This window comes from Paenibacillus xylanilyticus, from assembly GCF_009664365.1.
GTDB classification, from domain to species: Bacteria; Bacillota; Bacilli; order Paenibacillales; family Paenibacillaceae; genus Paenibacillus; species Paenibacillus xylanilyticus_A.
In genome coordinates this window covers 533,800-559,228 of the sequence record NZ_CP044310.1, presented here as the reverse complement: position 1 = coordinate 559,228, position 25,429 = coordinate 533,800, and the positions used below count along the sequence as shown (strand labels likewise).

Annotated in this window: 23 protein-coding genes; 5 read left to right on the top strand and 18 right to left on the bottom strand. The window is 49.9% G+C overall.

Annotation, left to right across the window (positions count from 1 at the left end; genetic code table 11):
* Positions 1–169: 169 nt before the first annotated feature.
* The 15 genes from F4V51_RS02650 to F4V51_RS28785 form a co-directional block, all read right to left on the bottom strand.
* Positions 170–1,393, bottom strand: a complete 1,224-nt coding sequence (locus F4V51_RS02650; RefSeq protein WP_153976736.1) for a M16 family metallopeptidase — start codon at positions 1,391–1,393, stop codon at positions 170–172.
* Between the two features lie 18 nt (positions 1,394–1,411).
* Positions 1,412–2,767 (bottom strand): M16 family metallopeptidase, encoded by a 1,356-nt coding sequence (locus tag F4V51_RS02645; RefSeq protein ID WP_162009883.1) that lies wholly within the window; start codon positions 2,765–2,767, stop codon positions 1,412–1,414.
* Between the two features lie 23 nt (positions 2,768–2,790).
* Entirely contained in the window at positions 2,791–3,768 is a 978-nt protein-coding gene (locus tag F4V51_RS02640) for a lysophospholipid acyltransferase family protein (RefSeq protein ID WP_153976734.1), read from the bottom strand.
* Positions 3,765–4,940 carry an arginase family protein gene (locus F4V51_RS02635; protein WP_153976733.1) on the bottom strand — a complete coding sequence of 392 codons (1,176 nt, stop codon included), beginning with the start codon at positions 4,938–4,940 and terminating at the stop codon, positions 3,765–3,767. Before F4V51_RS02635 ends, F4V51_RS02640 begins: the two co-directional genes overlap by 4 nt.
* Before the next feature lie 31 nt (positions 4,941–4,971).
* Positions 4,972–6,357, bottom strand: a complete 1,386-nt coding sequence (locus F4V51_RS02630; RefSeq protein WP_162009882.1) for an MATE family efflux transporter — start codon at positions 6,355–6,357, stop codon at positions 4,972–4,974.
* A 19-nt stretch (positions 6,358–6,376) separates the two neighbouring features.
* Entirely contained in the window at positions 6,377–7,351 is a 975-nt protein-coding gene (locus tag F4V51_RS28750) for a hypothetical protein (protein ID WP_162009881.1), read from the bottom strand.
* Entirely contained in the window at positions 7,344–8,501 is a 1,158-nt protein-coding gene (locus tag F4V51_RS02625) for an acyl-CoA dehydrogenase family protein (protein WP_153976731.1), read from the bottom strand. The genes F4V51_RS28750 and F4V51_RS02625 overlap by 8 nt, the downstream gene beginning before the upstream one ends.
* Positions 8,498–9,229 carry a hypothetical protein gene (locus F4V51_RS02620; protein WP_153976730.1) on the bottom strand — a complete coding sequence of 244 codons (732 nt, stop codon included), beginning with the start codon at positions 9,227–9,229 and terminating at the stop codon, positions 8,498–8,500. The genes F4V51_RS02625 and F4V51_RS02620 overlap by 4 nt, the downstream gene beginning before the upstream one ends.
* Before the next feature lie 22 nt (positions 9,230–9,251).
* A complete protein-coding gene (locus F4V51_RS02615) occupies positions 9,252–10,202 on the bottom strand; it encodes a ketoacyl-ACP synthase III family protein (RefSeq protein ID WP_162009880.1) in 951 nt (316 codons plus the stop codon).
* A 31-nt stretch (positions 10,203–10,233) separates the two neighbouring features.
* The gene (locus F4V51_RS02610; protein ID WP_153976728.1) at positions 10,234–11,100 is read right to left on the bottom strand and encodes a hypothetical protein; all 867 of its coding nucleotides are present in this window, start codon (positions 11,098–11,100) and stop codon (positions 10,234–10,236) included.
* Positions 11,100–11,360 carry an acyl carrier protein gene (locus F4V51_RS02605; protein WP_153976727.1) on the bottom strand — a complete coding sequence of 87 codons (261 nt, stop codon included), beginning with the start codon at positions 11,358–11,360 and terminating at the stop codon, positions 11,100–11,102. The genes F4V51_RS02610 and F4V51_RS02605 overlap by 1 nt, the downstream gene beginning before the upstream one ends.
* Positions 11,361–11,375: 15 nt before the next feature.
* Positions 11,376–12,665 (bottom strand): diaminopimelate decarboxylase, encoded by a 1,290-nt coding sequence (gene lysA / locus F4V51_RS02600; RefSeq protein ID WP_153976726.1) that lies wholly within the window; start codon positions 12,663–12,665, stop codon positions 11,376–11,378.
* Positions 12,666–14,054, bottom strand: coding sequence for a preATP grasp domain-containing protein (locus F4V51_RS02595; RefSeq protein WP_153976725.1), 1,389 nt, complete (start codon positions 14,052–14,054; stop codon positions 12,666–12,668).
* Positions 14,035–15,003 (bottom strand): 3-oxoacyl-[acyl-carrier-protein] synthase III C-terminal domain-containing protein, encoded by a 969-nt coding sequence (locus F4V51_RS02590; RefSeq protein WP_162009879.1) that lies wholly within the window; start codon positions 15,001–15,003, stop codon positions 14,035–14,037. The genes F4V51_RS02595 and F4V51_RS02590 overlap by 20 nt, the downstream gene beginning before the upstream one ends.
* Positions 15,004–15,120: 117 nt before the next feature.
* Positions 15,121–15,312 (bottom strand): hypothetical protein, encoded by a 192-nt coding sequence (locus F4V51_RS28785; protein WP_153976723.1) that lies wholly within the window; start codon positions 15,310–15,312, stop codon positions 15,121–15,123.
* A gap of 185 nt (positions 15,313–15,497) precedes the next feature.
* Here F4V51_RS28785 and F4V51_RS02580 point away from each other — a divergent pair, with 185 nt between their 5' ends.
* Positions 15,498–16,748 (top strand): helix-turn-helix domain-containing protein, encoded by a 1,251-nt coding sequence (locus F4V51_RS02580; RefSeq protein WP_162009878.1) that lies wholly within the window; start codon positions 15,498–15,500, stop codon positions 16,746–16,748.
* Positions 16,749–16,844: 96 nt separating this feature from the next.
* Here F4V51_RS02580 and F4V51_RS02575 read toward each other — a convergent pair whose 3' ends face one another.
* Together F4V51_RS02575 and fosB are read right to left on the bottom strand one after the other, a co-directional pair.
* Complete coding sequence (locus F4V51_RS02575; RefSeq protein ID WP_162009877.1) at positions 16,845–17,165, bottom strand: hypothetical protein; 321 nt, start codon at positions 17,163–17,165, stop codon at positions 16,845–16,847.
* 23 nt (positions 17,166–17,188) lie between these two features.
* Positions 17,189–17,608 (bottom strand): metallothiol transferase FosB, encoded by a 420-nt coding sequence (fosB, locus tag F4V51_RS02570; RefSeq protein WP_153976720.1) that lies wholly within the window; start codon positions 17,606–17,608, stop codon positions 17,189–17,191.
* A 156-nt stretch (positions 17,609–17,764) separates the two neighbouring features.
* Between fosB and F4V51_RS02565 the strand changes: the two genes are divergently transcribed.
* The 4 genes from F4V51_RS02565 (at position 17,765) to F4V51_RS02550 (ending at position 23,566) form a co-directional block, all read left to right on the top strand.
* A complete protein-coding gene (locus F4V51_RS02565) occupies positions 17,765–18,664 on the top strand; it encodes an SDR family oxidoreductase (protein WP_153976719.1) in 900 nt (299 codons plus the stop codon).
* Between the two features lie 193 nt (positions 18,665–18,857).
* Positions 18,858–20,468 (top strand): gamma-glutamyltransferase family protein, encoded by a 1,611-nt coding sequence (locus tag F4V51_RS02560; RefSeq protein ID WP_153976718.1) that lies wholly within the window; start codon positions 18,858–18,860, stop codon positions 20,466–20,468.
* A 411-nt stretch (positions 20,469–20,879) separates the two neighbouring features.
* Positions 20,880–21,887, top strand: a complete 1,008-nt coding sequence (locus tag F4V51_RS02555; protein WP_153976717.1) for a BMP family lipoprotein — start codon at positions 20,880–20,882, stop codon at positions 21,885–21,887.
* 26 nt (positions 21,888–21,913) lie between these two features.
* Complete coding sequence (locus tag F4V51_RS02550) at positions 21,914–23,566, top strand: methyl-accepting chemotaxis protein (protein ID WP_153976716.1); 1,653 nt, start codon at positions 21,914–21,916, stop codon at positions 23,564–23,566.
* Positions 23,567–23,707: 141 nt separating this feature from the next.
* Here the strand turns inward: F4V51_RS02550 and F4V51_RS02545 are convergent, their stop codons facing one another.
* Entirely contained in the window at positions 23,708–25,381 is a 1,674-nt protein-coding gene (locus F4V51_RS02545; RefSeq protein ID WP_153976715.1) for an NAD(P)H-hydrate dehydratase, read from the bottom strand.
* Positions 25,382–25,429: the final 48 nt, after the last annotated feature.

Below are 25,429 nucleotides of genomic sequence, written 5' to 3'. Positions count from 1 at the left end.
GAGTCCTCCTCCTGATCAGGAAGAGGACATGTCCAGATGTGTACTTCATCTGCCCGAAAACTTGTGGACCTAGCACCTGATGGGAAGAAACCCATGTCTAGCATAAAATCCTGCGTTCTTAAGCATACACTCTGCATCAGGATAATCCGCCTCCTTCACAACTGTATAGCTAACGAACAACCGACATTTGAAGATCCTCGGGATTCACCATACGTTTCAGTTGAACCCGAACCTCCTCATCCGTCAAAGCCATCGCACACTCTCCCAATTGCATGTAATTCAGTCCGATCACTTCATATTCGGAAATGTGCATGCAGCGCTTTTTTAATGAATCCATATCTGCATAATAGCTGCTCATCCACTTCATACGGGCATGTTCAAGATTATCCAGGGAGAAGGATTCAACAGTAACACGGCGGCATTGCTCGGCAACCTTATGATACAATTCGTACGGAGCCACAGAGTAACCACAAGCATTGGAAAAGGCAAAATCCTGCCTGTAGTAGTGATCCCATTCGGTTCCGTTGCCAAGTAAACCTGATGACACACAATCTGCAAAAAAAGTTGATGTCTCACCCAGCAATGCTTCCAAACCAATCATCAATGCTGCCTGATCCTCCAACCGCGTAGGCGGGCTCCCTGCCCGAAAACCGAAGCGTACAAGCGGCACGGGCAATCCGTAATGGATTTCCCGATAATTATCATTCCCCTCCTGATTCTGAGCAGGCTGACTGAACGGAGCGTGGAACGCCCTCTGTTGTACATCTGCCGGATATCTCTCCAATAGATCCATGATTTCAAAAGGATTTACCGGCCCTGCCACAGAAACGGCCATACGGGAAGTTTGGTATTGTGTGTTATACGCTGCGGTCAATCCTTCTATGGTTACAGCGTCGACACTCTCTGTTGTACCCGCAACATCCTTAACAATTGGGTGCCCTGCGCCATACATCATCAACAGCATCTGCTGCAAAGCCAGCCAAGTCGGCTGATCTTCGTACATCGCCAGCTCCTGGTGAATGGCCGCCCTTTCACGCTCCACATCTTCTCGGGTAAAGTACGGGGTCGCAAGCGTACTCATTAACAGTTCCAAACTGCTAATCAAATTGCCTGTACATGCCAACTGATAAGTCGTTACATCGTAACGTGTTAATGCAGAGGTTGAAGCACCTTCAGCGTGAAACAATGCCTTTAGATCCTGTTTATCCGGATTATAGAACATCATGTGCTCCAGAAAATGGGCAGTACCCGCTGCGTCGATATCATGAATCGAACCATAAGGCACAGACCATGAAACAAACGTGTGCCGATAATCCGGCTGCGGAAAGATATTTACAAACAGCCCATTGGATAAACGACGACGAAAAGGGGCATGAGGCACGGTAATATTCATCCTTTCACCTCCTTGTGACTATGCGGAATATTCATTCTCGGGGTAAAGAATCCAGGTGACCTGCTTCTTCAGTCCAGAGGCAACGGATACCACAGATTCGGGGGTAACTTCAGCAATCCCCTGTAAAAATTGGGCCGTAGTCATTTCACTTCCGGTCAGAATAAAATCTATATGATTGGCAATGATCTGCTGCGGCATATCGAAACCAACCTGCACAAAATGCATCACATTCTGAACCGTTGTATACAGCTCCTTCACAGAAATCTCCCCATCACAGAGCCTGCTCCACTCGGAGTCGATGCCTTCCAGAACTTCAGCCACATTAGCGCTGCTGGTCCCCGTCGTAATATGCAGGGTTTCCCGATAATCATCAAGTTGGCTGCTGATCTGATACACCCTCTGCTGCCGTTCTCGCAATTCAATCTGAAGACGGGAGGCAGGCGTGGCACCAAATAATGTGTGGAATACAAACAAAGCAGGATATAAAGGCGATCCGAACCGAATGCCTGTGCTGTAGGCAACATTGATTTTGCACTGGTGGATATCCATCAATTCCATCATCATGGATCCTGCCTCCTGTTGAACCTCTGGATGCTCCTGCTTCTCCGGCATCTGGTGAATTTCAGCCAGTGAGTGCACCTTCGGCAGCCGGGCATCATTCCCTGCCTGATTTTGTTCGGCGAATCGTACGGTATATGCATCGGGGTCTCGAATTATAAATTGATCCCAAATGTGGTTTGCAATCCGATCACGTTGCACATTGCCAACCACATGAATATGAATGGGGTTACGGATTAACATCCGGTACCACTGAACCCATTCCACTCCATCAGCAAACAGTTCCGTTGGTTCAAGCTGCTGCAGCCTGCTTATGTCCTCATACCCCAGCCATTCCAGACATCGCCCCTGCACAACCTTGTCCCATTCGGATGAATCATAATCCCTATGCTGCTGAGCCCATGCAATCGCTTCCTGTACCTTACTCTCATCGAACTTTCCTTCATCTCCAAAAGCTGGTTCATAAAGTAGAGTTGCAAGGAATTCTAGCGCATGCTTTAGGTTTGTTTCAGGCATGGAACCAGATACATCAGGCACACGAAGCATCAAAGTCGCTATCTGATTGTCCCCTTTGTACTCAAATTGATATCTGAATTCAGCACCATTCAGCGACCATAGCTGTCTTTGAATCAAAGATCTGGACGGAAACCTTCGGGAATGATTCATCAAAAGACGGACAATTACAACAAATGCCGCTGCGGGTATGCTGTTCTGTGGATTGATCAGACTGATATGTACATAGTGATTGGCATATTTGTGCGTGGACAAAATGTGCGCTGACAAGTTGTTACGTTCCTCTGTCATAAAAGACTGCATCCCTGCTCCTCCTTTCATTCCAGCTATGAGTCCAGACTATAGACTGTACCGCTAACTGTGTTCAGGCCAAGTTGGCCAAAACCTTCTAGCGGCCTGGATATCCAATCGACTTGGCTGGCTGTGTCAGTTGTATCAGGCCTTTCCTCATCTCCCCACTGAACAACCTGCTGATGATGCCTGTCCCAAAAACGCCATAAAGCCGGCTGTGCCAGCAGCTGTTTGCGAAATGGTTCGTAAATTCGGTCGGCAGCAAATGGGACATCCTCATCCAGAATGACAGGTGGAAGGAACACAATTTTGGAGCGAAAGTCTTCGGTTAACGTCATAAAATAAGGGCATACCGGCTTCTTCGTCTTGGCCAGAATACGGAAGATTCCACTTCTGGTACGAATCCGTGAACTGAGAAAAGGGATGTTTGCCGCATGATTATCCGTATTGTATCCGGTCTGTCCATCCACAAAAAGACTAAAGGATCCTCCCTTGCGCAGGTGGGAATACAGCCTGATCCCGATCATCTCATCCTCTGCATTAAGCAGTTCTGCTCCCGCATACTTTCGGATGGCATCCCAGCCGGACAGCTTCTTCTCCTGTTCTACCGTTTCCCGCTCTGCAATGAGGTAAAATGGAAGTTTGGCCGACATGTGACCTGCACGAATCTCTTGTCCAATCGTAATCATATTGTGTCTGACAAACCCATAATGCCAGGTTAAAAGTGCACCACCTTCCTGTAAGGTGGCCCGTAGATGTTCACGTCCCTCCACCTCATCCCATTCCAGAAAGGAGTACGGACTTTTTTTGTGTTCGTCAATGGTACGCAAGAAGGCAAGATAATCAATCCAGATGGATTCAGCAGCCACCTTTGGTTGTAGCGGTTTGAATTCCTTAACAATGTTCATCAAGGCATAGAATGAACCCAAATGGATTCCCTCCACCCGTTCCTTATGCAGCTCGTCTTCGACCTGTTCATGATGCAAGGTGTACAATGATTTGAAATCCATCATCGGCTTGTCTCCTTCGAAAATTGTGAGATTGAAACTGAACTCCCTGCTAATGACACGCCAACAGCTTCATGGGTATCGTTCCTGTGGCGTTCCCAATTCCGGTACATTCCATCCATCATGTAGGTGAGCATCCTCAAAGCTATCTCATATTGACCAGGAATCTGCACCTCATGTTCCACTCCTTGTCCCTCCACCATATCAAATCCGACAAAGGGCAAAGGCGACTCCAATGCAGAAATAACACAATCTCGGGTATTAAACCAGGTGGGTCCTCCGCTAATGGGAAAATCGACATAAGGAAAACTTCCTGGATCAAGGCAATCGAGATCAAACGATAAATACGCCGCTTCTGCCTGATGTTTCTGCTGAGTCTCGGCCAGAACTGTACGTACTTTCTCCGGAGTCATCTGCTCCGCCGAAATCTGGATCAACTTAGGATGACTGTACATCTGATCCAAAGAGCGCAGGCCACGCAGGCCAATTTGTACAATCGCAGCAATGTTATCCTCATCAAGCAAATGCCTAACAAAATTGGAATGGTTCACCTGCTCCTGATGAATGGCATCTACCCCGCAGTCATGGTGAGCATCAAACTGAACCAAAATAATCTTCCCGCTCGTTTGGCTGAGCATGGATTTCAGAATGGAATACGTGATGGAATGGTCGCCACCAATACAGCACAATAAAGCCTTTTCTGATTGAGTGTAATTCAGTGCTGATTGGAGTCCTTCCATATAAAAGTAATCTCCCTCATGTTCACAGGGTACGCAGGAGCCCAGATCCTGCATGGCTATGAATTCAAGCAATCGCTGACCATTGCCAATATCAGTTAACCCCGATAACCGGGACTCTGTCAGGGCCGGGTATAATACCTTTTTCCAGGATTCAGCCCGCAGACTTTGTTCAAACTCCCCAACCTTGGATTCCTCCATGCTCGTACCTCCAGCATAAGGTATACCCAGAATATACAGACAAGGAGAAACGTGGCTAACAAGTGGCTCCAGTGAAAAAAAGGGGACCACTGGCGGTGCAATACCTGCGAGCTGCGGTACAAGGCGCGGTTCCAGTTCTTCAGCTGGCTCGATCTGATAAAACTGGCTGAACGAGTTATCAGCAGCGATTAATGCATCCCCGAGGCGATGCACCAGATATACAGGTTCCAGATCTTTCATAAGAGAGCCCCCTGTTATTTAATAATTTATTTCATGACTGTGTTGAATAACTCTGGCCGTTTATGACCTCCTGCCCTTCCAGACCTACCCCTCCGGGTACAGACTGTTCTGCGTACTCACGCTTGAACATCCGAAGTACGGGTATGAGGCAGAATAGACTGGCCGCGTTAACGGAAGCTATCACACTATAAAAATAGACAACCTCATTAAATACTCGCGTTAACACCCAACCTGCCGTAATGATAAGCAGGAAATAAACCGCGTTTAATAAGAGAGCCTGATACCCCCTTCCACTCTGTTCCATGGTAAGCAAAGTGGTCATCATGGGACCCATGGTGAGATAGGAAAGGGCAACGATCGCAAGATACCGTGCAGCTTCAGTACGGGATACGGGATCCGCGATCAGAAGAGCGGTAAGAGGCTCACGCCAGATCCAGATCACTACAGAGATTACGACATAAATGATAAATGACTGCATAAGGCCTCTGCGGTAACTTTCATATGCTCTCGGCCGATGTGCCTGTTGAAGGTTATGATTAATCAGAATTCCAATGGCGGACCCGATGACTATGCCAGGCAAGATTGCCATGGTCTGTATGCGGTAACCCACACCGAATCCCGCCACGACCCCTTCACCAAAATGGCTGACAATTTTATTGAAGAAAAATGTACTTACAAAGATTAGACAGTACGAGAGAAATACCGGAATGCCGACCTGCCGGAGCGCAATAAGGTGCCTCTGTACAAACGCAAGCCTTACAGAAACCAGTTCTTTCCGCACAAATAAAATGAGAACAGAGATAAGCAGGGATAACGTGGAAGAAATGAGATTGGCATAGATAATCCCCTTAAGATCGAAACCAACTACGGAGACAAACCAATACACAAGCAGAATATTCAGTAACGCCGTACCAACAGCATTCCACGAGGCGGCTTGTGCCCTGCCAAGTCCTCTCAAGGCAGCCCCGCTGGCTGCTGCGAGTACAGCAGGCACACCTGCAGCCACCATGCCAGCTACATAGAATGCAAACAGCGGCTGGACATCACTCGGAACGGCATAAAACCAGGACAGCAAGGGTGATAGCAGCATCACCAGCCCCCCCATTACAATGGCCAACACTCCTGCACTGCCCATCATGTGGGCAAACAACTGCGTAAAGTATGGGGAACCCTCTGCTCGGCTGCGGGATACAGCAACCTGAACAGACAGCTGTGTTGCTTCCACAATGGCAATCATAACGAAGGAAATGGGGATATAGAGCGATAACACGTACAGTACGGTCTGGCTTGTATGGCCCATGAAGAATACGTTAACCAGCTGCGTTGTGACATTGACCAAAGAAGCGAGAAGCATTGGTATTGCGGTGCGAATCAACAATCTGTTCACGGATCCAGAAGTATAATCCAGGCCTTGCACGGTCAAGCACCTCCTCATGTCATGTTGTTCCGATTTCCGAGTGAAGCGGGAGCTTCGAGAGGTTGGGTTGCCTTGTAACAAATGCGCAGGACGCAGACAACAAACAGCCTCCATCCCAAGCGACAAGCAGAACATGTTCACCTGGACGAATGCTTCCATTCTGAAGTTGTTCTCCAAGCTGTATCCATACATCACCACTTTGATAATCTCTATGGGGTATTCCAAAAGTTTTTACTGGATGAAGCTGCTGTTCTCCGTCTATACATATGCGTGATGCCAGGCTAGACTGGACAATCACGTGATTTGCCTGACAGGACTTCATCAGCTCTTCAAGAATAGAGCCGACCTTTTCGGAGATACTCCTTCCTTCAGCTGAATTCATGGATACCTTCCCCATGTAGTCCACTTCCAGTGCTCCCATCTCCTTGCTTAAGTCCAAAGCCACAGCCATATCCGATCGTTCTCCCGGTACACCCGTTTGCGAGCATCCCTGCCTCGTTAAAACTCCACTCTCCAGTACACGCTGCTCCGTTAGAACCAGTGCTCCCCTTTGATCTCCCATCAATGTCCACCGAGCTGCCTGAATTCCTTCTAAACCCGCCAGTGCTCCCAGATGGGAAAAAGCAAGCGGATAATCCACCTTCCATGAAGTCGATTCCAGGATTCGAGCCAGTGGCGGATTCATTGCATAACGATCAGGATAAGTCTGCGCCAATATCAACACATCCCACTGTTCTGCATTTTCAGATAAGGATTCCATGGCAATGAGCGCAAGATCCCCTGCAGTTACACGCCTTCCAGCGGATAACAGGGATCGGGTACGCAAAGTGGATTTTCCATAATAGTGTTCCTCCATATATATATGTGGAGATAGGTAATCGTAATCTTCCACATCCGGTTTATCCAAGGTATACAAGTGATCTTCAGCAGTAACCCAACAGATATGATTTACAAATACAGACGTCCGGCGGTTGAGGCTATGAACATCAGGCATGCTTCATTTTTCCGTTAGCGTAGGCCTGGAAGACGTTAATCTTCTGGATGGAGGTGGTGCCCTCCATGAACTCAAAAGCCCTTGCATCGCGATACCACTTATTCAATAACGGATGCTCATGCATGGAACCCGGGCCCATTAGATCCAGTGCAAGCTCTGTTGCCTCCTCGGCAAGGGCTCCGGCCCGGATTTTGCTAAGGGAAGCCAGATACCCTTTCTGCACATCTGCATCAATCTCTGCTGCTGCACTGCGAATCATGCTGCGAAGTGCATGCAATCGCATTTCAATCTGCTCCAGCTCCAGCTGCTCCCTTTCCTTGAAGAAGGATCTCTGCTCTCTGACGTAATCAAACGCTGCTTGAGCCACACCTAAAGCGAGTGCTGCTACGCCCGGCCGCATCCGGTGAAAGGTTTGAAGAGCCCCCCACAATCCGCGTTTGGTCGGACTTAGATGACGTCCAATTATATCGTGCTCCTCCAGCTGACAAGCATCAAACGTCAGGTGACTTAGCTGTACCCCTCTTACACCCATCGTATCGAGCGGCTTCGCAGTAAAGCCACTGATTGACTTGTCTACCAGCGCAATCTGTATTCCCAGCGGCGTTCGGTTCGTCTGGGCAAATACCAGTCCAATGCTGGCACGGTGCCCATTTCCGATATAAAACTTTTGTCCGTTTAGCTCCAGCCTGCCTTCTCCATTACGTGAAATGCGTGTGCCAATTTCGGTGGCATCTGAACCTTTTTCAGGTTCTGTCAGAGCAAAGAAAGACCATGCTGTTCCTTTAAGAAAATGAGAATAATACCGTTCCTTCTGCTGTGGATCCGCCAGAGCCGAAATAATCACGCTGGACATGGACGGACCTGGACTCCCCAGAAAAACACCTGCGTCACCTGCCGAAAGCTGCTCAATGGCGATCACCCTCTCCAGGCAGGAAAGTCCATAATATCGCTCTTGGCCTACAGTCACGATGGGCTCACCTCCATATTCCGGGGGGATCATCATGCGATTAATGGTTCGTATGGATTCCAGATTCGTGAATTCATTAATCCGCTCAGGCTCACGATCTATTACAAGGCCGATTTCGCGCAATTCGGCTGCATACTTCCTCATTTCCTGTTCAAATACAGCAATTGTGGATGGTTCTATCATTGGCAGTCCTCCCTGGCATCCAGCATTATATTTTTGACCAGTTGACCGGTGTACACATAGGCTGATATCCCCTGCCTCAGGTAACCGAATCCACCACCAAGACGCTGGACAAGACGGAAAGCCTCATCAAGCTCTCGATGTACCCAGGTAATGGTCCGATCGGGTGAAATATGAGCTTGATCCATGGCGAATGGTCCTGAAGGCACAGTCTCAGCCATGTATAGTACCGTCAAAATGTCGGCTATCATGCCCTTCACTAACTGATGCTGAAGGGTGGACTGACCCCCTGATGTGCGAATGGACAAATGTAATCGTACTTGCTCCAATCCTGCCCTGCACAGTTCCACGCGGAACTGTAGCATCTGCTTCGTCAGATCAGTCGTATCGAATGCCTGCTCCTTAAGCAAGCTCTCATCTTGTTCTGTTCCAATGGGCACCTGGATGTGATACAGCTGAAGAGATGGTTCCAACATTGGATCGCCCACCTGATTAACCTGGATATGATTCCATTCATACATGCGGCCAGTTCCTTCATGCCAGACGAAAGGCAGCTCTTCAACCAGCTCGCGGGTAACCAATACATACGTCCCTCGGGAAAGGAATACCGGGCGCCCTTGGTATCGTATTGTTGCACTTTCCAACAGTTTTGCAATAGAAGGAACTGCGCGTCCCGCTGAATTGACTCCATCGGGCGCAGTACCTGCCACATGTGAATCCACGACTGACATTTACACTCCTCCTCCATGCTTGTTATCTGCCCTTTCCATGCTCAATCAGTGCAAATCCAAAAAAGCTGCCCAGCCCAATGCTGACCAGTACGGACCGTCCCTCATGGCATACCCAATTACTCTCCAACCCTGAACTCAGATTAATGAACGCATCAGTTGAGAACGTATGCCCGATCCGGGGAATATTGTCCAGATAGATCCGTTCTTGCTCAATACCCGTACGTTTGGAGAACTCCTTCCAGGTCGTGAAATTCACATTATGAGGAAAGATATGATCCACGTCCCGAAGTGTCAATCCCTCCGCTGACAGCAGCTCTTCCATGCCTTGAATGATATGATCCACATACAACTTGTTAAACGACGCCATCTCTTCTGCCTCGGCATAATATCCGTTATGGAACCGCGTATCTCTTAACATGTGAGTAGCCTGTACAACATGCTTCCCCTCATCTCTACTTAGCAGGACAGCTACAGCAGAGTCACCCAATATCGTCGATTTGCGGATATATCTCCATTCTGATGGCAAAAAATTGAACTGATCGGCACAAACCAACAGCACATGGCCAATCTCCGGCTGCGTAAGGGATATTCGTTCAAGCCATTGAAGAGCGGCTATCGATGAAGCGCAGTTCATATGTGAGATGCTATAGAACGGCACATGTTCCAGATCGAACTGACGAAGAGCCCGCTGTAAAGGCATATAATCTCCAGGTGCCTGCACATGAGCAGAGTGGGCAAAAAGGACGAGGTCTATTGCAGGCAGAGGATGCCTATCCTCAAGGTGACGGATGGCCTGAATCATCGATTCATCCAGGAATCGATTTGGATCAGTAATAGGGACACCCTTCAGTCGATGGTACTTACGCAGTAATTGGAGTTCCCCCTTACCCAGCCCCATCTTTTCCAGTATGACTTCAGGTTCCTCGACCTGATCGGGCAAATATACGCCGATATCCACAATGCCGAATCCCATATTCATTGCCTCCTCCGGATTACAACTCCATCTATTCTGCCTCGCCTGTATGAATGAGGAGTGCGTAGACAAATGAATCCGCCTGCTCCAGATGCATCAGACATACATATTGATACCTGTCTCTCTCCTGGAGAAGTTCTTCGAGAGCAAAGAACGGGGCAGCACTCCAGCGCGAAGGGTCATAACTTCCTCTCCGGCCTGTTTCATGGAACCATGAGGTTCCCTTCACCTGCTGCTCCAGTAATGGATGAACCAATAAGGCAATCTGTTTCGGATCAACGGAAACCTGGCTGCATAATCCATCCAGCACCCGTGCTGCCGTCTCCTCAATCGATTCCTCTGCATACCTCATCTCTACGCCCAGAAGAGAAAGACCTGTTCCTGACAACTGATCCAGAACCATGACCGCGGCTGTATCTGGACCTGGAGCTTCACTGAAGTCATCCGTTTCATAGGGAAGTGCCGTTTGGTCCATGACCAGCAGCATGCCTTTTTTATAGCCGCCATTGCTCAAATAATGCTGAAGCATATGCAGTGCGGCAAAAGGAGCACCAAAACCCAGATCATTCACAGCAAAGCTGAGGAAACGGGCTTGGTAGCGGTCCATTAAATAATTTACAATTGAAATATCGGGGCGTATGTTTGGGAAATTGTAAGCAAGCAGGAGAATATCGACCTCCTTCATGATCTGATCAATCCCGGTTTCTTCGAGAAGTTCTGTGCTCATGTCATGGTAAGCATTGTTATTGCGCTCCTTCAGTAGTTCGAAGCGAGCCTCTACAGGTGAATTCGCTAGCATATCCTCGTGGAATCGCAATAACTCCGGGTGCTCAAACGGAGGCTGCTTGTCTGCAAAAAGCCTGACTTTCATGTCCCGGATGGCAACAGGCGCCGCCATCAGACAGCTACAAGCTGCTTCTCAATGTATGCAGCCAGTGAACCCACTGTATCAAAAACATCGGGTTCCAATTCATCCGGGTCGATTTCCAAACCATCAATCCGATCCTCCAATGTCATCAACAGCTCCAGAACGGAAGTAGAGTCCAGATGAAGCTCGTCAAATAAAGACGTATTTAGGTTAATAGCCTGGTCCGCTTCCATATTCAACACTTCGGCAAGGGCTCCCTTAATCTCTTCAAGCAATAATGCAGTGGTCATGATTATCATCTCTCCTCATAAGTTAGTTACTGCTGACGGTGAAACATGGATTAAACGTTGTTTGCCCAGCATATCCTGAGGTGTATCTCTCTCCCGAATCAGATGCACCTCTCCCCCGCTGACCATCACTTCTGCAGGGCTGCCATGGCTCAGGAAATGGGTCGGAGAAGCTGTAGGACCGTAAGCACCAGAATGAAAAACTCCAATCAGATCCCCTTGAGCAACATAAGGCAGATTCACTCGTTTACCAATCACATCGTTTGGGGTACAGAGTGGTCCCGTGATGTTGTACTCCGCTACCGGGGATTCACCATAACGTGTCAGAGAAGCGATCGGAAAGTTCCGCTTCACAAACGATCCGATACCGACTGCTGCCATATGGCAGTTCGTCCCTCCATCCGTAACGATAAAGGTTTCTCCGTACGATTGTTTAACATACAGTGCACGGCTCACAAGCATACCGCTTTTGCCCACCAGATAACGTCCCAGCTCCATAAACAAACGGGTGTCAGGATGATTCGATTTATATTCATCAAACAACGGATTCAATTGCTCCGTTAACGAACCCACGGACAGCGGCTCTTCCCCTTCATGATACGGAACTCCCAACCCCCCACCCACATCGACCATGCGCAGTTTGATGCCCAAATGCTGCTCAATCCGGTCGGCCAGTTCCAAAATGTGGCGTGTATTTTGCACAATGGGCTCCACTTCAAGCATGCGAGTCCCCATATAGACATGCAGTCCCATAATATCCACATGTGAGCAACGTTCAAACTTTTCCTTTCCTTGAATCACATGGTTCTCGTCGATACCAAACTGGCGCGGTTTGCCGCCCATGGTCAGACGGGATCCTTTTACGGCAAACGAAGGATTGATTCTCAGTGCGACCTGCACAACTCGCCCTTCTTCCGCTGCAATTGCTTCAATGCGCTCAAGCTCCTGAAATGATTCGCATACGATGGCGTAAATGCCCTGCCTTACACATGCAATAATCTCAGCAGCACTCTTACCTGGTCCTAGAAAAATAATATGCTCAGGCTTCACACCCGCTTCAAGCGCCGTATGTAACTCGGTCATGGAACAAACCTCAGCCCGGGCTCCAAGCTCGTGCAACAAATGAACAATGGAGATATTGGGATTGGCTTTAAGGGAATAGAATAGCTCTACTTTTGGCGTAAGCAATCCTCGAAGTTCCTGATAGACTTGCTCCAATACATCGCCATCATATACATACAATGGTGTGCCGAAGCGCCCAGCAATTTCGGAGATGGCAACTTGCTGAATATGGTATTCCCCTGACATTTATTTCACCTCGTTTATGGTAGTTAGTGCTGCTTCCACTGCAATATCAGTTGCTCGCAACTGTTCCTCCGAATGCGCAATAATTACGCCATACAGACGGCCTGAGAATAGGCTGCCTGTGCTTTTGAATGCAGCATTAACGGTAGCAAAGTTGTTAATCAGCAAGCCTTCGCCTTTTAATGGATCAAACAGCAGCTGTCCAAGCACAGACCGTAAGTCCTCGTACTTCAGCTTCTCATTCAGCCGGAGTGCATATTTCTTAGCCAGTCCGAACATGCCATCCGAAATCCAGCGGTTCTGGATATTGATCTGATAGGTAGACATATTAAACCTTGCATTGATTTCCAGGTTCGGCCACACACTTCCGTCTTCATCGAGAATGGCATCAATACCGGCTATGCCGTAATATCCGTCTCTATGAAGTGCTGCTCCGATGCGAAATGCAGCTTCCTGAATAACTGCCATCTGGTTATTATCCAGGCGCGGCGGCATTAAATGCCCTTGGTGCACTCCCTGTTCAACCAAGGATTCCTTAACACCGAGAAACTCAATCTCGCCAGTTCGGTCAATTAAAATCTGGTAGTTCAAGTCACAGGTCTTGTTCATCCATTGTTCCAATACATAATTGACTGTTCTTGTCCCATTTTTGCTAGCCTGCTTTTCGAGCAAACTCATGCATTTGCGGAAGCGGGACTCCTCAGCAATAACGGTAATGCCTTTCCCTGATACACCCATCGAATCTTTCAATACAAGTCTGCCTCCTTGTTCCAGCGCAGACTTCAATTGTTCAAATCCTGAGGACAGCTCTTCCAGTGAAGAACATTCACAGCCTGGAATCTGGCGAATACCAAGTTCGGCATTAAGACGACGGGCATAACCCTTGTCATTGACCTTACGAAATACATTCGCTGGGGGCACTGCAAGAGGAATGCCTGTCAGACGGGATAACTCTTCTTCCTGATCTGAAACCCCGAACGGGACCAGATACGTCTGAATGCTACGATCATGAGCCAGTTCGTGCAGCTTCTCCAACGTACGCGGACAATGCAGGATGTTGGCAGTAATGTTCATCCCTGGTTCATTGGACTCTGTTGCAATAAATCGGGAACGCCCGAATCCAACCGCGCGGGCATCTGCCACAAAACCGGGATCTGGCAAACTCTTCAGCAGAACAACGTCCTGTTCTCCTGCGAGAAAGACACCCAGCTCCTCCATCCGGTTCACTACGTCTGAAGCAGATCCAATACTTAGAGAAGGTAGCTTCAGTACCCCTTGCTCATTCCAGTATTCCTCGACTTCGAAATTGTTCAGATAAACCAATACGGCATCCTCTCTACCTGTGAGTGCACGCTTCAGCTTGATCGAAAAGTCAGATAACAGCGTGGTCAACTACGCCACCTCCCATTCCTGCATACTGCATTACTGCCACGCTAAATGTAGCTCCAAGACCAACGGTGACGAGCAAATAGTAGTCGTCCCTCTGTAGAAGTTGCAAATCTGAAATTTCTTTCAGATTGATATATGGATCGGAACAGAAACAGTGTCCGATCTCTGGCACATTGGAGGTGTATACACGTTCCAACGGAAAAGACAACGCTGCAGCAACCTTTTTCCATGAAGAGAGATTCACATTATGCGGAACAATATAACGTATATCCTGCATCGTGAGCCCGGTTTGGTTGACTGCCTGGACAATTACTTCACATAACTGTGGTGTATAAATGTCCTGAAATTCTTTTAACGTCTCCGGATCCCCTGTCAGCACATTGCAAAATTGCCCCAAGGTCACATTCATTAGTCCGATCATCCGGCTTCCGCTGTTGGAATTTCCAATCAGAACAGCCGCGGCAGCCTCTCCCATAACCGTTGTGTTGGGGATAAGCTGCACAATGGGACTGAATGTTTTTTCACCCGTCAAGATTAAAATATGATCATCCTCTTCCAGTGAAGGCAACAACGTGGCGGCGACATCCAATGCAATTAGACCCGAAGCGCAATTTTGCTGCGTCAGCGAAAAAGCAATTGCATGTTGCAACCCGTACGCTTGTTTCAAGCCTTGAAGCACCTTCATAGGAAAGGGGAAATTTTCCTGAATTGTATGACAATAAATGATATACTTAATGGAAGACGGAACGACCTCCGGACTGTTGACCACCTGGGCGAGCACACGCCCGAGAAGTGAAGTCAGATCACCGCCCTTATCTTGCCGGACCTGTTTCAGACCATGAATTTTCTCCATGACTTTGGTCTGAGCATTTTTGAGTCCAAGATGTTCATTTAACTCCCGGACAGGAACAGCGAACTCCGGAATGTAAGACCAGATTTGGTTGATATGCATCGGTTTCGGACACCTCGTTATACCCTTCATACGGAGCGCTCTGAATACAGGGAGAGAGCTTCGTTCAGAAGCTCTCATCTATTGATCTAACCATCATGTAATAATAAGTATAGGAGATTATGCACGGGCTGCTGCTGCACGGGCTGCTGCTGCACGGGCCGCTGCTGCACGGGCTGCCGCTGCACGAGCTGCTGCCGCACGAGCACTGACTTCACGTGTTTCATCCAGCACGTTCACATCCGATTGGGTCGCTTCCAGTTCTTTGTTTTTCAATTGTTCCAATGTAATTGGAGTCGCTTTAATGACCATTGGTATTCCTCCTTTCATCTAAGATACTATCATTCTATAATCTTCCAAATCGTATTTAAACTGTAAATGGAGGTAAATGGACCTCTTACACTCCTTACCCCCTGCTTCTGCCCACCACATGATCAACATACAAATCACAATGCTAGTAATATCTCAATCTTTATTTAAGGGACGGTGAAATGATCATGCTCGGACCTAAAATCCGGGAAATCCGGGAGCAGCTTGGACTATCCCAAAAACAACTGGCAGGCGAGGATATGACACGCTCTTATATCAGTCTCATCGAAAAAGGCAGAGCCGTTCCTTCTCAGCGAATGTTGAAAATCATAGCCAAACGATTGAATACACCCATGGAGTATTTTTTGGGGGAAAGTACAGCGACAGATACCGATATTGGAGAAGCCGTACTGGATAAGGCAAAGTTGTATTATAAGGAGCGCAACGATCGTGCCTGCATCCGGATGGCCCATAATGTGCTCACACTGACCAAAGATGTACTCGACCAGACTGAAGCCTATCTTCTCATCATGCGAAGCTATAATCGACTGGGAGAATACCGTCAGGCCTTGGACAATGGTGAAGCCGCAGCATTTATCGTAACTCGCACCGGAGATAGAGAGCGAATTGTCCAGTACTATTTGGAAATGGGACGCGCAGCTTTTCATTCTGAGTTGTTCCATGCTGCCCGCAAATTTTATGAACAGGCGTATACCTACAGCAGCCGACTAAAATACCTACAGGATGAACATATACGCGCGCTGATCTATCTTGGAACTACCCATTTGCGTCTAGGAAACGTTGATCAGGGATTGGAGTTCTATCTCAAGGCAGAGAAAGAAGCCCGCATGGCAGGCCAGCCGGAGCTCTATGGTGAGATTACGCTTGGTTTGGGAAAAGCCTATTATATGTCTGAACAAGACGATCACATGCAGTTAAGTTACGATTGGACCAAAAAATCGGTAGATTCATATAAACTGGCAAGAAGTGAGTCCTATGTCCTGGCGCTCCATAACCTTGCGGTCATACAGCTTCATATGGGGCAAAAAAAAGAAGCCCTTCCCTTGCTGGGTGAATGCGCCGGAATTTACGACGAACGCAATCTGCCCCACAAGAAGGCTTCCATATTGGAGGAAATCAGTAAAATTTATTTGGAAGAGCGCGAACTACAGCAAGCAGAGACTGTCATCAAAGAAGCTCTACAGTTGCTGGAGCTGCGAGATGAAGGGGTCCTACGGGCAAAATTATATCGTCTCCTCGGCTTGGTATTCCATGAGAAGGACAACTCTGATGAAGGATATTATTTTCTTCGGATGAGCCACGATCTCCTAAAACGTATTCATGCCGAACGTGAGGCTGACATCAGCCACCAGATACTTCAGTTAAGCAAGCAAAAACAAAAAATGGAATTTGATGACTACAAGTCATATATCAGATAAATGTGATCCTGATCTTCACCTAACAACTCACAGTTGTAAGTCAGATCCACTTTCGGAAACGGGCTCTCGGAACTGGAGACCCGTTTTCCATTATTTCTAAACGGATTTAAAATCTGGGACAGGATCATTCAAATCGAGTGGAGTTACCTCTTCCTGAATATGTTTATATACATGGCTCAAGTCTCCCTGAGGCTGCAGAACTCCTCCTGAAGCTTGAAGCTGCCCTGTAAAGAATGAAATGACCACAACCGTTGCCATACAGAGTCCACTTGCAATTCCTTGCAGCTTGAATCCTTTACTCTCCACGTCCATCTCTCCTTGTGTATGATTTGGCAGCAGACCATATCGTATATACTCGGCGAACCTAAGACGTATTTTACGGATAATTGCAGTGACTTTAAATACGTTAATCCCCATTTACCTCCATTTACATTGCGTTATCATGTATAAAAAGTCATATGTGGTTTATCTTCACGATAATAATCCAGTCTTTGTTTCATGGTGCCTGTGTGCAGTTCGAACAGATGACCATCGGGATCGGTAAAATAAACAGACCTTGCATCTCTGGGATTGCGCGCTCTGCCAGGAAGAATATCGGCCCCTGCTGCCTTTAGCTCTTGCACAGAGGTATCAAACTCCTCTTCCTTCACGGTGAAGGCAATATGTGTATAGGTTCGTTCCGTATAATTGCGGATAACATCCTCCTGATTCAAAGCGATCCAGAGACCAGCCAGTTCAAAATACGCCAGCTTGCGGCCCTTCACTTGAATCCGGGCACCGAGAGCCTGCTCATAGAAGGTAATGGATCGTTCCAGATTGGATACGGAAAAGCACAGATGATTAATTCCCTGTATATTCACTCGCTCCTGACACCTCCACTATTTTGATTACTCACATCCTTATTATGGTATATTTCTCCTTCAAAAAACAAATGACTTCTTCTCTCACCGCACCTTCTTCTGGGCGAACGCATAGCTTAGGCATATCAATGAATGCTCGAGGAGGATGCAAAACGAATGAATCCTGTCTACCCTTTTTATGGTGAGAAGACGGTCTGCAAAGAGCAAAAACTGGCATTTCCACCCCAGCACCAGGATCGGCAGCCAGGTCTGGAAACACTCATGGTACCTGAACCCATTAGCGAGGATCCGGCTTACATTGGCAGCTGCAAACTGGATGGCAAAGTAGCCATCATTACGGGTGGGGACAGTGGAATCGGCAGAGCCGCAGCCATTGCTTATGCCAAGGAAGGTGCCGATATTGTCATTGCTTACCTGTATGAACGGACGGATGCCGAGTGGACTCGGGATCGTATTGTAGAGCTGGGCCAGCGCTGTCTGCTCATTGAGATCGACCTTCGGCTGAAGAAAAACTGTGATGCGGTCATTCGTTCTACAATGGAAACTTTCGGGAAAATAGATATTCTGGTCAACAATCATGCGGTGCAGTATGTGCAGCCGAGTATTGTCGACATTACGGAGGAACAGCTCTATCATACGTTCCAGACGAATGTGTTTTCCTATTTTTTTCTGATTCAGGCTGCTCTCCCGCATATGTGCAAAGGAGCTTCCATCATCAACACGGCTTCCATTACAGCCTATAAGGGCAATGTGCAGCTGATTGACTACTCCTCAACCAAAGGGGCTGTTGTCTCGCTGACACGCGTACTCGCCAAATCACTGGCTTCTCAGGGAATTCGGGTTAATTGTGTAGCTCCTGGTCCAATCTGGACCCCTCTCATTCCCTCCAGCTTCTCTGCTGAAGATGTGCAGGTATTTGGAACCGAAACGCCAATGGGTCGTGCAGGCCAACCATATGAGCTGGCAGCGGCCTATGTTTATCTCGGATCGCGTGATTCGTCGTACGTAACCGGTGAATGCATTCATATCAATGGCGGCGATATGGTGACCACCTAAGGTCAGGCGTGGTGAAAACCAATAGGTATGAAGCAAAAATATGGTGTATTTACTTAATCGATCTATCGTCCATGTCAGGTTGAATTTGGCAAGTTCAGCAGGAGAATCAGGATCTTGTTCCGAAGTGGGTTAGGAGTTAAAGCATCCGGTATACCGGAACCTGACATCTTGGGACAAGGAGCTGAACCGTCTGATGAACTACGATCCACTCTATCAACCGTACCCCTCTTATCGTGTGCCCGTCTATGCCAACAAAGGCATGGTCGCCACTTCGCAGCCTCTTGCAGCACAAGCAGGTCTGGATGTGTTAAAAAAAGGCGGCAACGCCATTGATGCCGCGATCGCAACGGCTGCTGCGCTCACCGTGCTGGAGCCAACGTCCAATGGCATTGGGGGCGATGCCTTTGCCCTCGTCTGGACCGAGGGCAAGCTGCACGGCCTGAATGCCAGCGGTCCTGCGCCTCAGGGCATATCCATTGAGGCGCTCAAGGCGGCAGGCCATTCGGAGATGCCGAAGCTTGGGGTCATACCGGTGACGGTGCCTGGCGCACCGGCAGGCTGGGCTGAGCTGAGCCGCCGCTTCGGGCGGCTCACGCTGGCGGAAGCGCTGGAACCGGCTATCCGCTACGCGGAGGAAGGTTACCCGCTTGCGCCTGGGCTGGCGCGCCACTGGGCACGGGCAGCGGACATTTATGCACGCCAGGGTGATGCGGCAGCAGGGCGTGCCTGGCTTGAGACATTCGCTCCAGGCGGGCGTGTTCCGGCCGCGGGCGAGATGTGGCGTTCGCCGGATCACGCGAATACGCTTCGCCGAATCGGCGAGAGCGGCGCACGTGACTTTTACGAAGGAGAACTGGCAGAGCGCATTCATTCGTTTATGGCAGAGCATGGCGGCTACCTGACCAAAGAGGACCTGGCGGCCTTTCAGCCTGAATGGGTCGATCCCATCTCGGTTTCCTATCGTGGCTACGATGTCTGGGAGATCCCGCCAAACGGTCAGGGACTGATTGCCCTCGCAGCGCTCAATCTGCTCAAAGGATTCGACTTTGATGAAAAAGAATCCGTGCTCGGGTATCACAGACAGCTCGAAGCGATGAAACTCGCATTCGCCGATGGAGAGAAATATATAACCGAAGAACGGAAGATGGGCGTGACGGTGAAGGAGCTCCTATCCGAAGCGTACGCGGAAGAGCGGCGCAAACTCATTGGGGACGTGGCACGCCTGCCTGAAGCAGGCGATCCAAAGGGAAGCGGTACGGTATACCTCGCTGCGGCTGACGGTGAAGGCAACATGGTTTCCTTCATTCAGAGCAATTATATGGGCTTCGGCTCCGGGCTGGTCGTACCGGGAACAGGTATCGCCCTGCAAAATCGGGGCCACAATTTCTCTCTCGATCCGAATCATGCAAACGCCCTGGAACCAGGCAAACGCACCTATCATACGATCATTCCAGGATTCCTTACGCGCGGTGATGAAGCAGTTGGCCCATTCGGGGTCATGGGCGGTTTCATGCAGCCTCAGGGCCATGTGCAGGTTGTCATGAACACCGTAGACTTCCACTTGAATCCGCAGGCAGCACTGGATTCTCCAAGGTGGCAGTGGACCAAAGGCAAAACGATACTGGTGGAGACCGGCTTTCCGCAGCATATTGCACAAGCACTTGCCCGTAAAGGGCATGATATTCAGGTTGCTCTCGACCCTTCCATGTTTGGACGCGGCCAGATTATATGGCGTGACCCGGGCAGCGGGGTACTATGCGCTGGCACCGAAAGCCGGACAGATGGATCGGTGGCTGCATGGTAATACAGCTCAGCATAAAACAGAATTTTTAGTGAGCAGTATCGTAGGCAGAAGCAACCTTAAGCTGACCATTTGCTTCGGCGGCAGGAGAAACCGTTGATATATAGAGGATGGCGGACCATTCATGAATCGCTATCATCCTCCCATCACTAGATATCCAGATCAAAAAGGCAAAGAAGAGATCATTCACTGATCTTTTCTTTGCCTTTTTGGATTAGATCATCGGCATGGAGGTACGGTATGTTAATCAACCCTGCCAGATTTTGTAACAGAAATGAATAAATCATGAAATCAATTAAGATTTTCGTAAATTTTCAGCATCAACCATAATCCCCAACCTCCTCCTGGCCGATATACATATAGGGCAAAAGACTCACCTCTCACATCACACATCTATAGAAACGAGGGTATAACATGAAAACAAAAAGGGTCACCCGGGCTTTATGGAGCATGATTTTGATTGTCATGGTTTTGATGCTGGGGGCATGTTCTTCCACAGAAAATGAAACGGCAGCGGACGAGCGGACCAAAGTAGGTATTGTCCTTACTGAAGTTGGCCTTGGCGATCGTTCATTCAATGATGCTGCTTTTGAAGGACTGGTTCAGGCCAGAAATGAAAACACGATTCGGTTTGATTATAAAGAGCCCGGAAAAGATCTAACCACAGAAACCGCATTTGAGCAATTCGCTCAGGATGGTGTGGACTTGATTATCGGACTTAGCGACACTCTTCTGCCTGATCTCGAAAAGGTCGCTGAGCAATATCCGGAGCAGCAGTTTCTTATTGTCGACGGACACTCCGAATTGCCAAATGTGACCTCCATGTCATTCCGCAGTGAAGAAGGCAGTTATCTTGCCGGCATGATCGCTGGCTTCGCGACAACCGAGAATCACGTAGGCTTTTTGGGCGGAATGGAGATTCCTCTTCTCCGCGATTTTCAACAGGGTTTCGAGCAAGGGGTGCAGGCCGTTAATCCGGAGGCTACAGTTCAGGTCGTTTATGCAGGAGACTTCGGCAATTCGAAGCTTGGCGAGGAGCTGGCAGCGAAGATGATCCAGGAGCAAGACGTCGATGTTATTTATGTCGCAGCAGGCCTCACCGGCGTAGGCTCACTAACCGAGATTCAGAAGTTGGGGAAATACGCCATCGGTGTAGATACGGATCAATTCTTTTTGGCGGAAAAGGCTGTTCTCACCTCGATGCTGAAAAATGTCAATGTCTCCATCTACAACGCTGTTAACACGTTTACGAAAAACAATCACTCCTTCCCGGAGCAAAACATGGTTGAGGGGCTGGCAGAAGATGCCGTAGGCCTGACCGCATTACATAACATCACACTCAGTGCGGAACAGCAGCAAATCTTCGAAGATCGGAAAGCTGAAATCATATCCGGCAAAACCAAAATTACGCTTGAACCCTAAATCGACGGATTAGAGGAGATACGCTTATGAAATTGCAAGGCAAACTGATTATTAATGCGTTAATTTCATTACTTTTATGTCTTGTGTTGGTAGCCTATATCATTTTTCAGTTGCTGGGTATCAACGCCAAAAATCAAAATCTGGTGCCTGCCATGCTCAAGGTCAGTGAGCTTAAAGCCAATCAGATTCAGACCCAGCAGGCGCTGGATGTGTTCTCTTTCTCGATGACAGCCGGCAATCAGAATGCCGTACGCAGCTTGTTGGACGAAGGTAAAACGATGATTCAGGAACTTACCGAAGGATTACTGGAAACCGATGAGCAGCTTCGACTGTTGGGTTCCATTCAGACGAAACTGACTGCACTGGATCAGGGGGCAGCTGAAGCCATGCAAGCCTTGGACAGCTCGGAAGCCAAACGGTACAGCACACGTGTGCAGGGCATTCAAAATGATATCTACATGCTCGATGAAATAACCAAGGAACGGTATGATCAATACACGATTAATCTGGAGCAGGACATACAGCAAACTTGGCAAATTGCATTGGGCGGTGCTGTTCTCCTGCTCGTCGCTGCCATGCTGTTCAACATGTATACTTCCCGGAAGCTAGCCAAACGTATTGGAGTGCTGAAGAACGCCGCAGGACAGATTGCAGCTGGCGACCTTACCCAGCAGCTGCCTGAAACCCGGGGCAAGGATGAACTGGATGAGCTGAATCGCTCCTTCCGTCTCATGACTGAGAATATTCGAAACATTATCCAATCGATTGATACCGCCGGAAAACGGGTGGATGGCATGGCTCAGGACATTGACCGCGGCAACGACACCATGCAGGCCATTGTGCAGCAGGTCTCCCGTACGACGGAAGAGCTGTCCATCGGCAGCCAGAAGATTGCGGAGGATCTGAGTGAAACGGTAATGGTCGTGGACAAGATGCAGCACACGTTCGGCAGCAACCTTCATGCCACTTCCCAATCGGCGATCCATGGCAACGAGGTGATGAGCACCGTTGAGGAAGGACACACGGCTATTGAGGAGCAGCTTCGCCTCGCTGAAATGAACCGAATCGCCATGGCTGAGGTTGAACAGACTGTGCAGGAGCTGGAAGAAAGCGCAGCGCGCATTACCACGATGACAGGCTATGTGTCCGAGATCGCCAAGCAGACCACGCTGCTCTCCCTGAACGCTTCAATCGAAGCGGCTCGTGCCGGCGAAGCCGGTCGTGGTTTCGCCGTGGTTGCAGGGGAAGTCAACAAGCTCGCAGAGCAATCTGCACAATCCGTGCAGCATATCTATGCGGCTGTGGGTGAAATCACAAGCGCTATGGACAAGGTGAAAGGTTCTGTGATGCAGAGTATACAGCTCTTCGCTGAACAGGAAAAGGCGACCGGACAAACCCGGGATTCCTTCTCCGCTATTCGTGACAGCGTAGAACAGATCAGTACGGGCATTAACCAGCTGGCCGAAGATATGCAGCTATCCAGTCAGCTAAGTACACAGGTACAGCAGGCCATTGAAAACATCAGTGCGATTACGCAGCAATCAGCTGCCAGCAGTGAAGAGATTACGGCTTCGACGACAGAACAGCAGCGCTCGTTTGAAGAGGCCAGCATCAAGGTCAAATCGCTGCGTGACATCAGTGAGGAAATGCATCAGGAACTGCAGCGTTTCCGCTTGTAAAGGTATGCCTCAGCCTCACTAGTCTAAACAAGAAACCTCCACTTCTCTTGGTATGAGAGAAGTGGAGGTTTTTTAATGAGCCTGTGTTTACACAGATTATTATTCAGTTCACGCAGGTTAAAGCTCTCTCAGCGAAGACCATCACAGGGCGTCAATGATGTCTCCTGCCAGCAGAGACGCCGGGTCGCCGCGCCGCTGCGCAGCCTGCTCGGCGGCCTGGCCGTGCAGGTATACACCAAAAGCGGCGGCCTGCTCCGCGCTGAGTCCTTGAGCGAGCAGACCGGCGATAATGCCGGTCAATACGTCCCCGGCGCCGCCCGTTGCCATGCCGGCGTGCCCGGTGGTGTTGATGTACGCCTCGCCGGAAGGCGTTGCGATGACCGTACGTGCTCCTTTGAGCACCAGGGTCACGCCCTGCTCGCGGGCGTACCGTGCAGCGTGACCAATTCGGTCACGCTGCACTTCGGGGGTCGGCATGCCCAGCAGGCGGCCCATCTCTCCGGGGTGCGGCGTCAGAATGGTCGCCGCACTGCGCCGGCCCCAGTCGCGAGGCCCGTTTGGGCCCGCGTCTGCAAGCATGTTGAGGCCGTCCGCATCGATGACGAGCGGGCGATCCGTCTGCTGCCACAGGCGGCGCAGCCAGCCAGTGTCGCCCTCGAAGCGGCCGAGGCCTGGCCCGGTTGCAATCACGTCGCGGCTCTCCGCAAGACGAAGCACAGCTTCGGCGGAAGCCGCGTTCCACTCGCCGCTGTCGCCATCTGCGGCGGCTGCGAGCATGAGTTCAGGCACACTGCCGATGACATAAGGCAGCAGTGCCGCGGGCAGTGCCCATGTGGCAAGTCCGCAGCCCGCGCGCAGTGCAGCCTTGGCCGAGAGCAGACCTGCGCCGCTCATCGGCAGACTGCCTGCGACCAGCAATACGTGGCCGTAGGTACCCTTGTGCCCGTCCGGTGCCCGCAGACGATCCGTATCCACGTTCAGGGCACCGCGCATCACTTCCTCCGTTAACAGACGAACGGTAGGACCGTGCTCTGGCGCCAGCCGTGCCGGTATGCCGATAGCACGCACCACGATGCGCCCCGCGGCCGTCGCGCCCGGATACTGTACAAGCCCGCGCTTCAGCAGCGCGAGGCATACAGTCACTCTGGCTTGAATGCAGGGCTCGTATACCTCCCCGGTGTCGGCATTCAGCCCGCTTGGCACATCGGCGGAGACGACAGGCTTACCGCTGTCGTTCGCCGCCTCAATCAGCGCCGCGTAGGCTCCCCGCGGCGCCCCCTGCGAGCCGGTGCCCAGCAGTGCATCCACGATGCCTGTGCACCGGCTGAAGTCCACGGCTTCACGGCCGTGGACAAGGGCAGGGATGCCGAGCTGCGCAGCGGCATCCCGCTGCACTGCGGCTTCGCCCCGCAGTGACTCGGGCGCATCGGCGTAGATCAAGGTCACGCCGAGCCCCGCTTCAAGCAGATGGCGGGCGGCAACCAGCCCGTCCCCGCCATTATTGCCCTTACCGATCAGCATGTACCAATGCTGATCAGCGGGGTGCGCCATCACCAGCGCCGGATCGGCGATGATGTCGCCCCCGGAACCTTGGCGATCACCGGGCCCGGTGTGTGCCCGCTGTGCCTCTCCCTGCTCCCAGTGCCTTTTGTGTTCAGCAACCTGAACGCCTGCAGCCTCCTCACGGCACAAGGCGATAACTTCCTCCGCTATGGCTCTGCCCGCGTTTTCCATCAGACTCGCAGCAGGAATGCCCAGCTTGTGGATGGTATGTTCATCTACAGCTCGCATCTGTTCAGCGGTGACGATAAACAAGGTTCATCCCTCCCCGTTGGGTAACTTCTCACTCTGCGTTTGACACCA

Excerpts from the sequence above, each read along its gene's own strand:
- F4V51_RS02650 (WP_153976736.1), bottom strand. The coding sequence starts at position 1,393 with ATGAATATTACCGTGCCTCATGCCCCTTTTCGTCGTCGTTTATCCAAT.
- F4V51_RS02645 (WP_162009883.1), bottom strand. The coding sequence starts at position 2,767 with ATGCAGTCTTTTATGACAGAGGAACGTAACAACTTGTCAGCGCACATT.
- F4V51_RS02640 (WP_153976734.1), bottom strand. The coding sequence starts at position 3,768 with ATGATGGATTTCAAATCATTGTACACCTTGCATCATGAACAGGTCGAA.
- F4V51_RS02635 (WP_153976733.1), bottom strand. The coding sequence starts at position 4,940 with ATGAAAGATCTGGAACCTGTATATCTGGTGCATCGCCTCGGGGATGCA.
- F4V51_RS28750 (WP_162009881.1), bottom strand. The coding sequence starts at position 7,351 with ATGCCTGATGTTCATAGCCTCAACCGCCGGACGTCTGTATTTGTAAAT.
- F4V51_RS02625 (WP_153976731.1), bottom strand. The coding sequence starts at position 8,501 with ATGATAGAACCATCCACAATTGCTGTATTTGAACAGGAAATGAGGAAG.
- F4V51_RS02620 (WP_153976730.1), bottom strand. The coding sequence starts at position 9,229 with ATGTCAGTCGTGGATTCACATGTGGCAGGTACTGCGCCCGATGGAGTC.
- F4V51_RS02615 (WP_162009880.1), bottom strand. The coding sequence starts at position 10,202 with ATGGGATTCGGCATTGTGGATATCGGCGTATATTTGCCCGATCAGGTC.
- F4V51_RS02610 (WP_153976728.1), bottom strand. The coding sequence starts at position 11,100 with ATGGCGGCGCCTGTTGCCATCCGGGACATGAAAGTCAGGCTTTTTGCA.
- F4V51_RS02605 (WP_153976727.1), bottom strand. The coding sequence starts at position 11,360 with ATGACCACTGCATTATTGCTTGAAGAGATTAAGGGAGCCCTTGCCGAA.
- lysA (WP_153976726.1), bottom strand. The coding sequence starts at position 12,665 with ATGTCAGGGGAATACCATATTCAGCAAGTTGCCATCTCCGAAATTGCT.
- F4V51_RS02590 (WP_162009879.1), bottom strand. The coding sequence starts at position 15,003 with ATGCATATCAACCAAATCTGGTCTTACATTCCGGAGTTCGCTGTTCCT.
- F4V51_RS28785 (WP_153976723.1), bottom strand. The coding sequence starts at position 15,312 with ATGGTCATTAAAGCGACTCCAATTACATTGGAACAATTGAAAAACAAA.
- F4V51_RS02580 (WP_162009878.1), top strand. The coding sequence starts at position 15,498 with ATGCTCGGACCTAAAATCCGGGAAATCCGGGAGCAGCTTGGACTATCC.
- F4V51_RS02575 (WP_162009877.1), bottom strand. The coding sequence starts at position 17,165 with ATGGGGATTAACGTATTTAAAGTCACTGCAATTATCCGTAAAATACGT.
- F4V51_RS02565 (WP_153976719.1), top strand. The coding sequence starts at position 17,765 with ATGAATCCTGTCTACCCTTTTTATGGTGAGAAGACGGTCTGCAAAGAG.
- F4V51_RS02560 (WP_153976718.1), top strand. The coding sequence starts at position 18,858 with ATGAACTACGATCCACTCTATCAACCGTACCCCTCTTATCGTGTGCCC.
- F4V51_RS02555 (WP_153976717.1), top strand. The coding sequence starts at position 20,880 with ATGAAAACAAAAAGGGTCACCCGGGCTTTATGGAGCATGATTTTGATT.
- F4V51_RS02550 (WP_153976716.1), top strand. The coding sequence starts at position 21,914 with ATGAAATTGCAAGGCAAACTGATTATTAATGCGTTAATTTCATTACTT.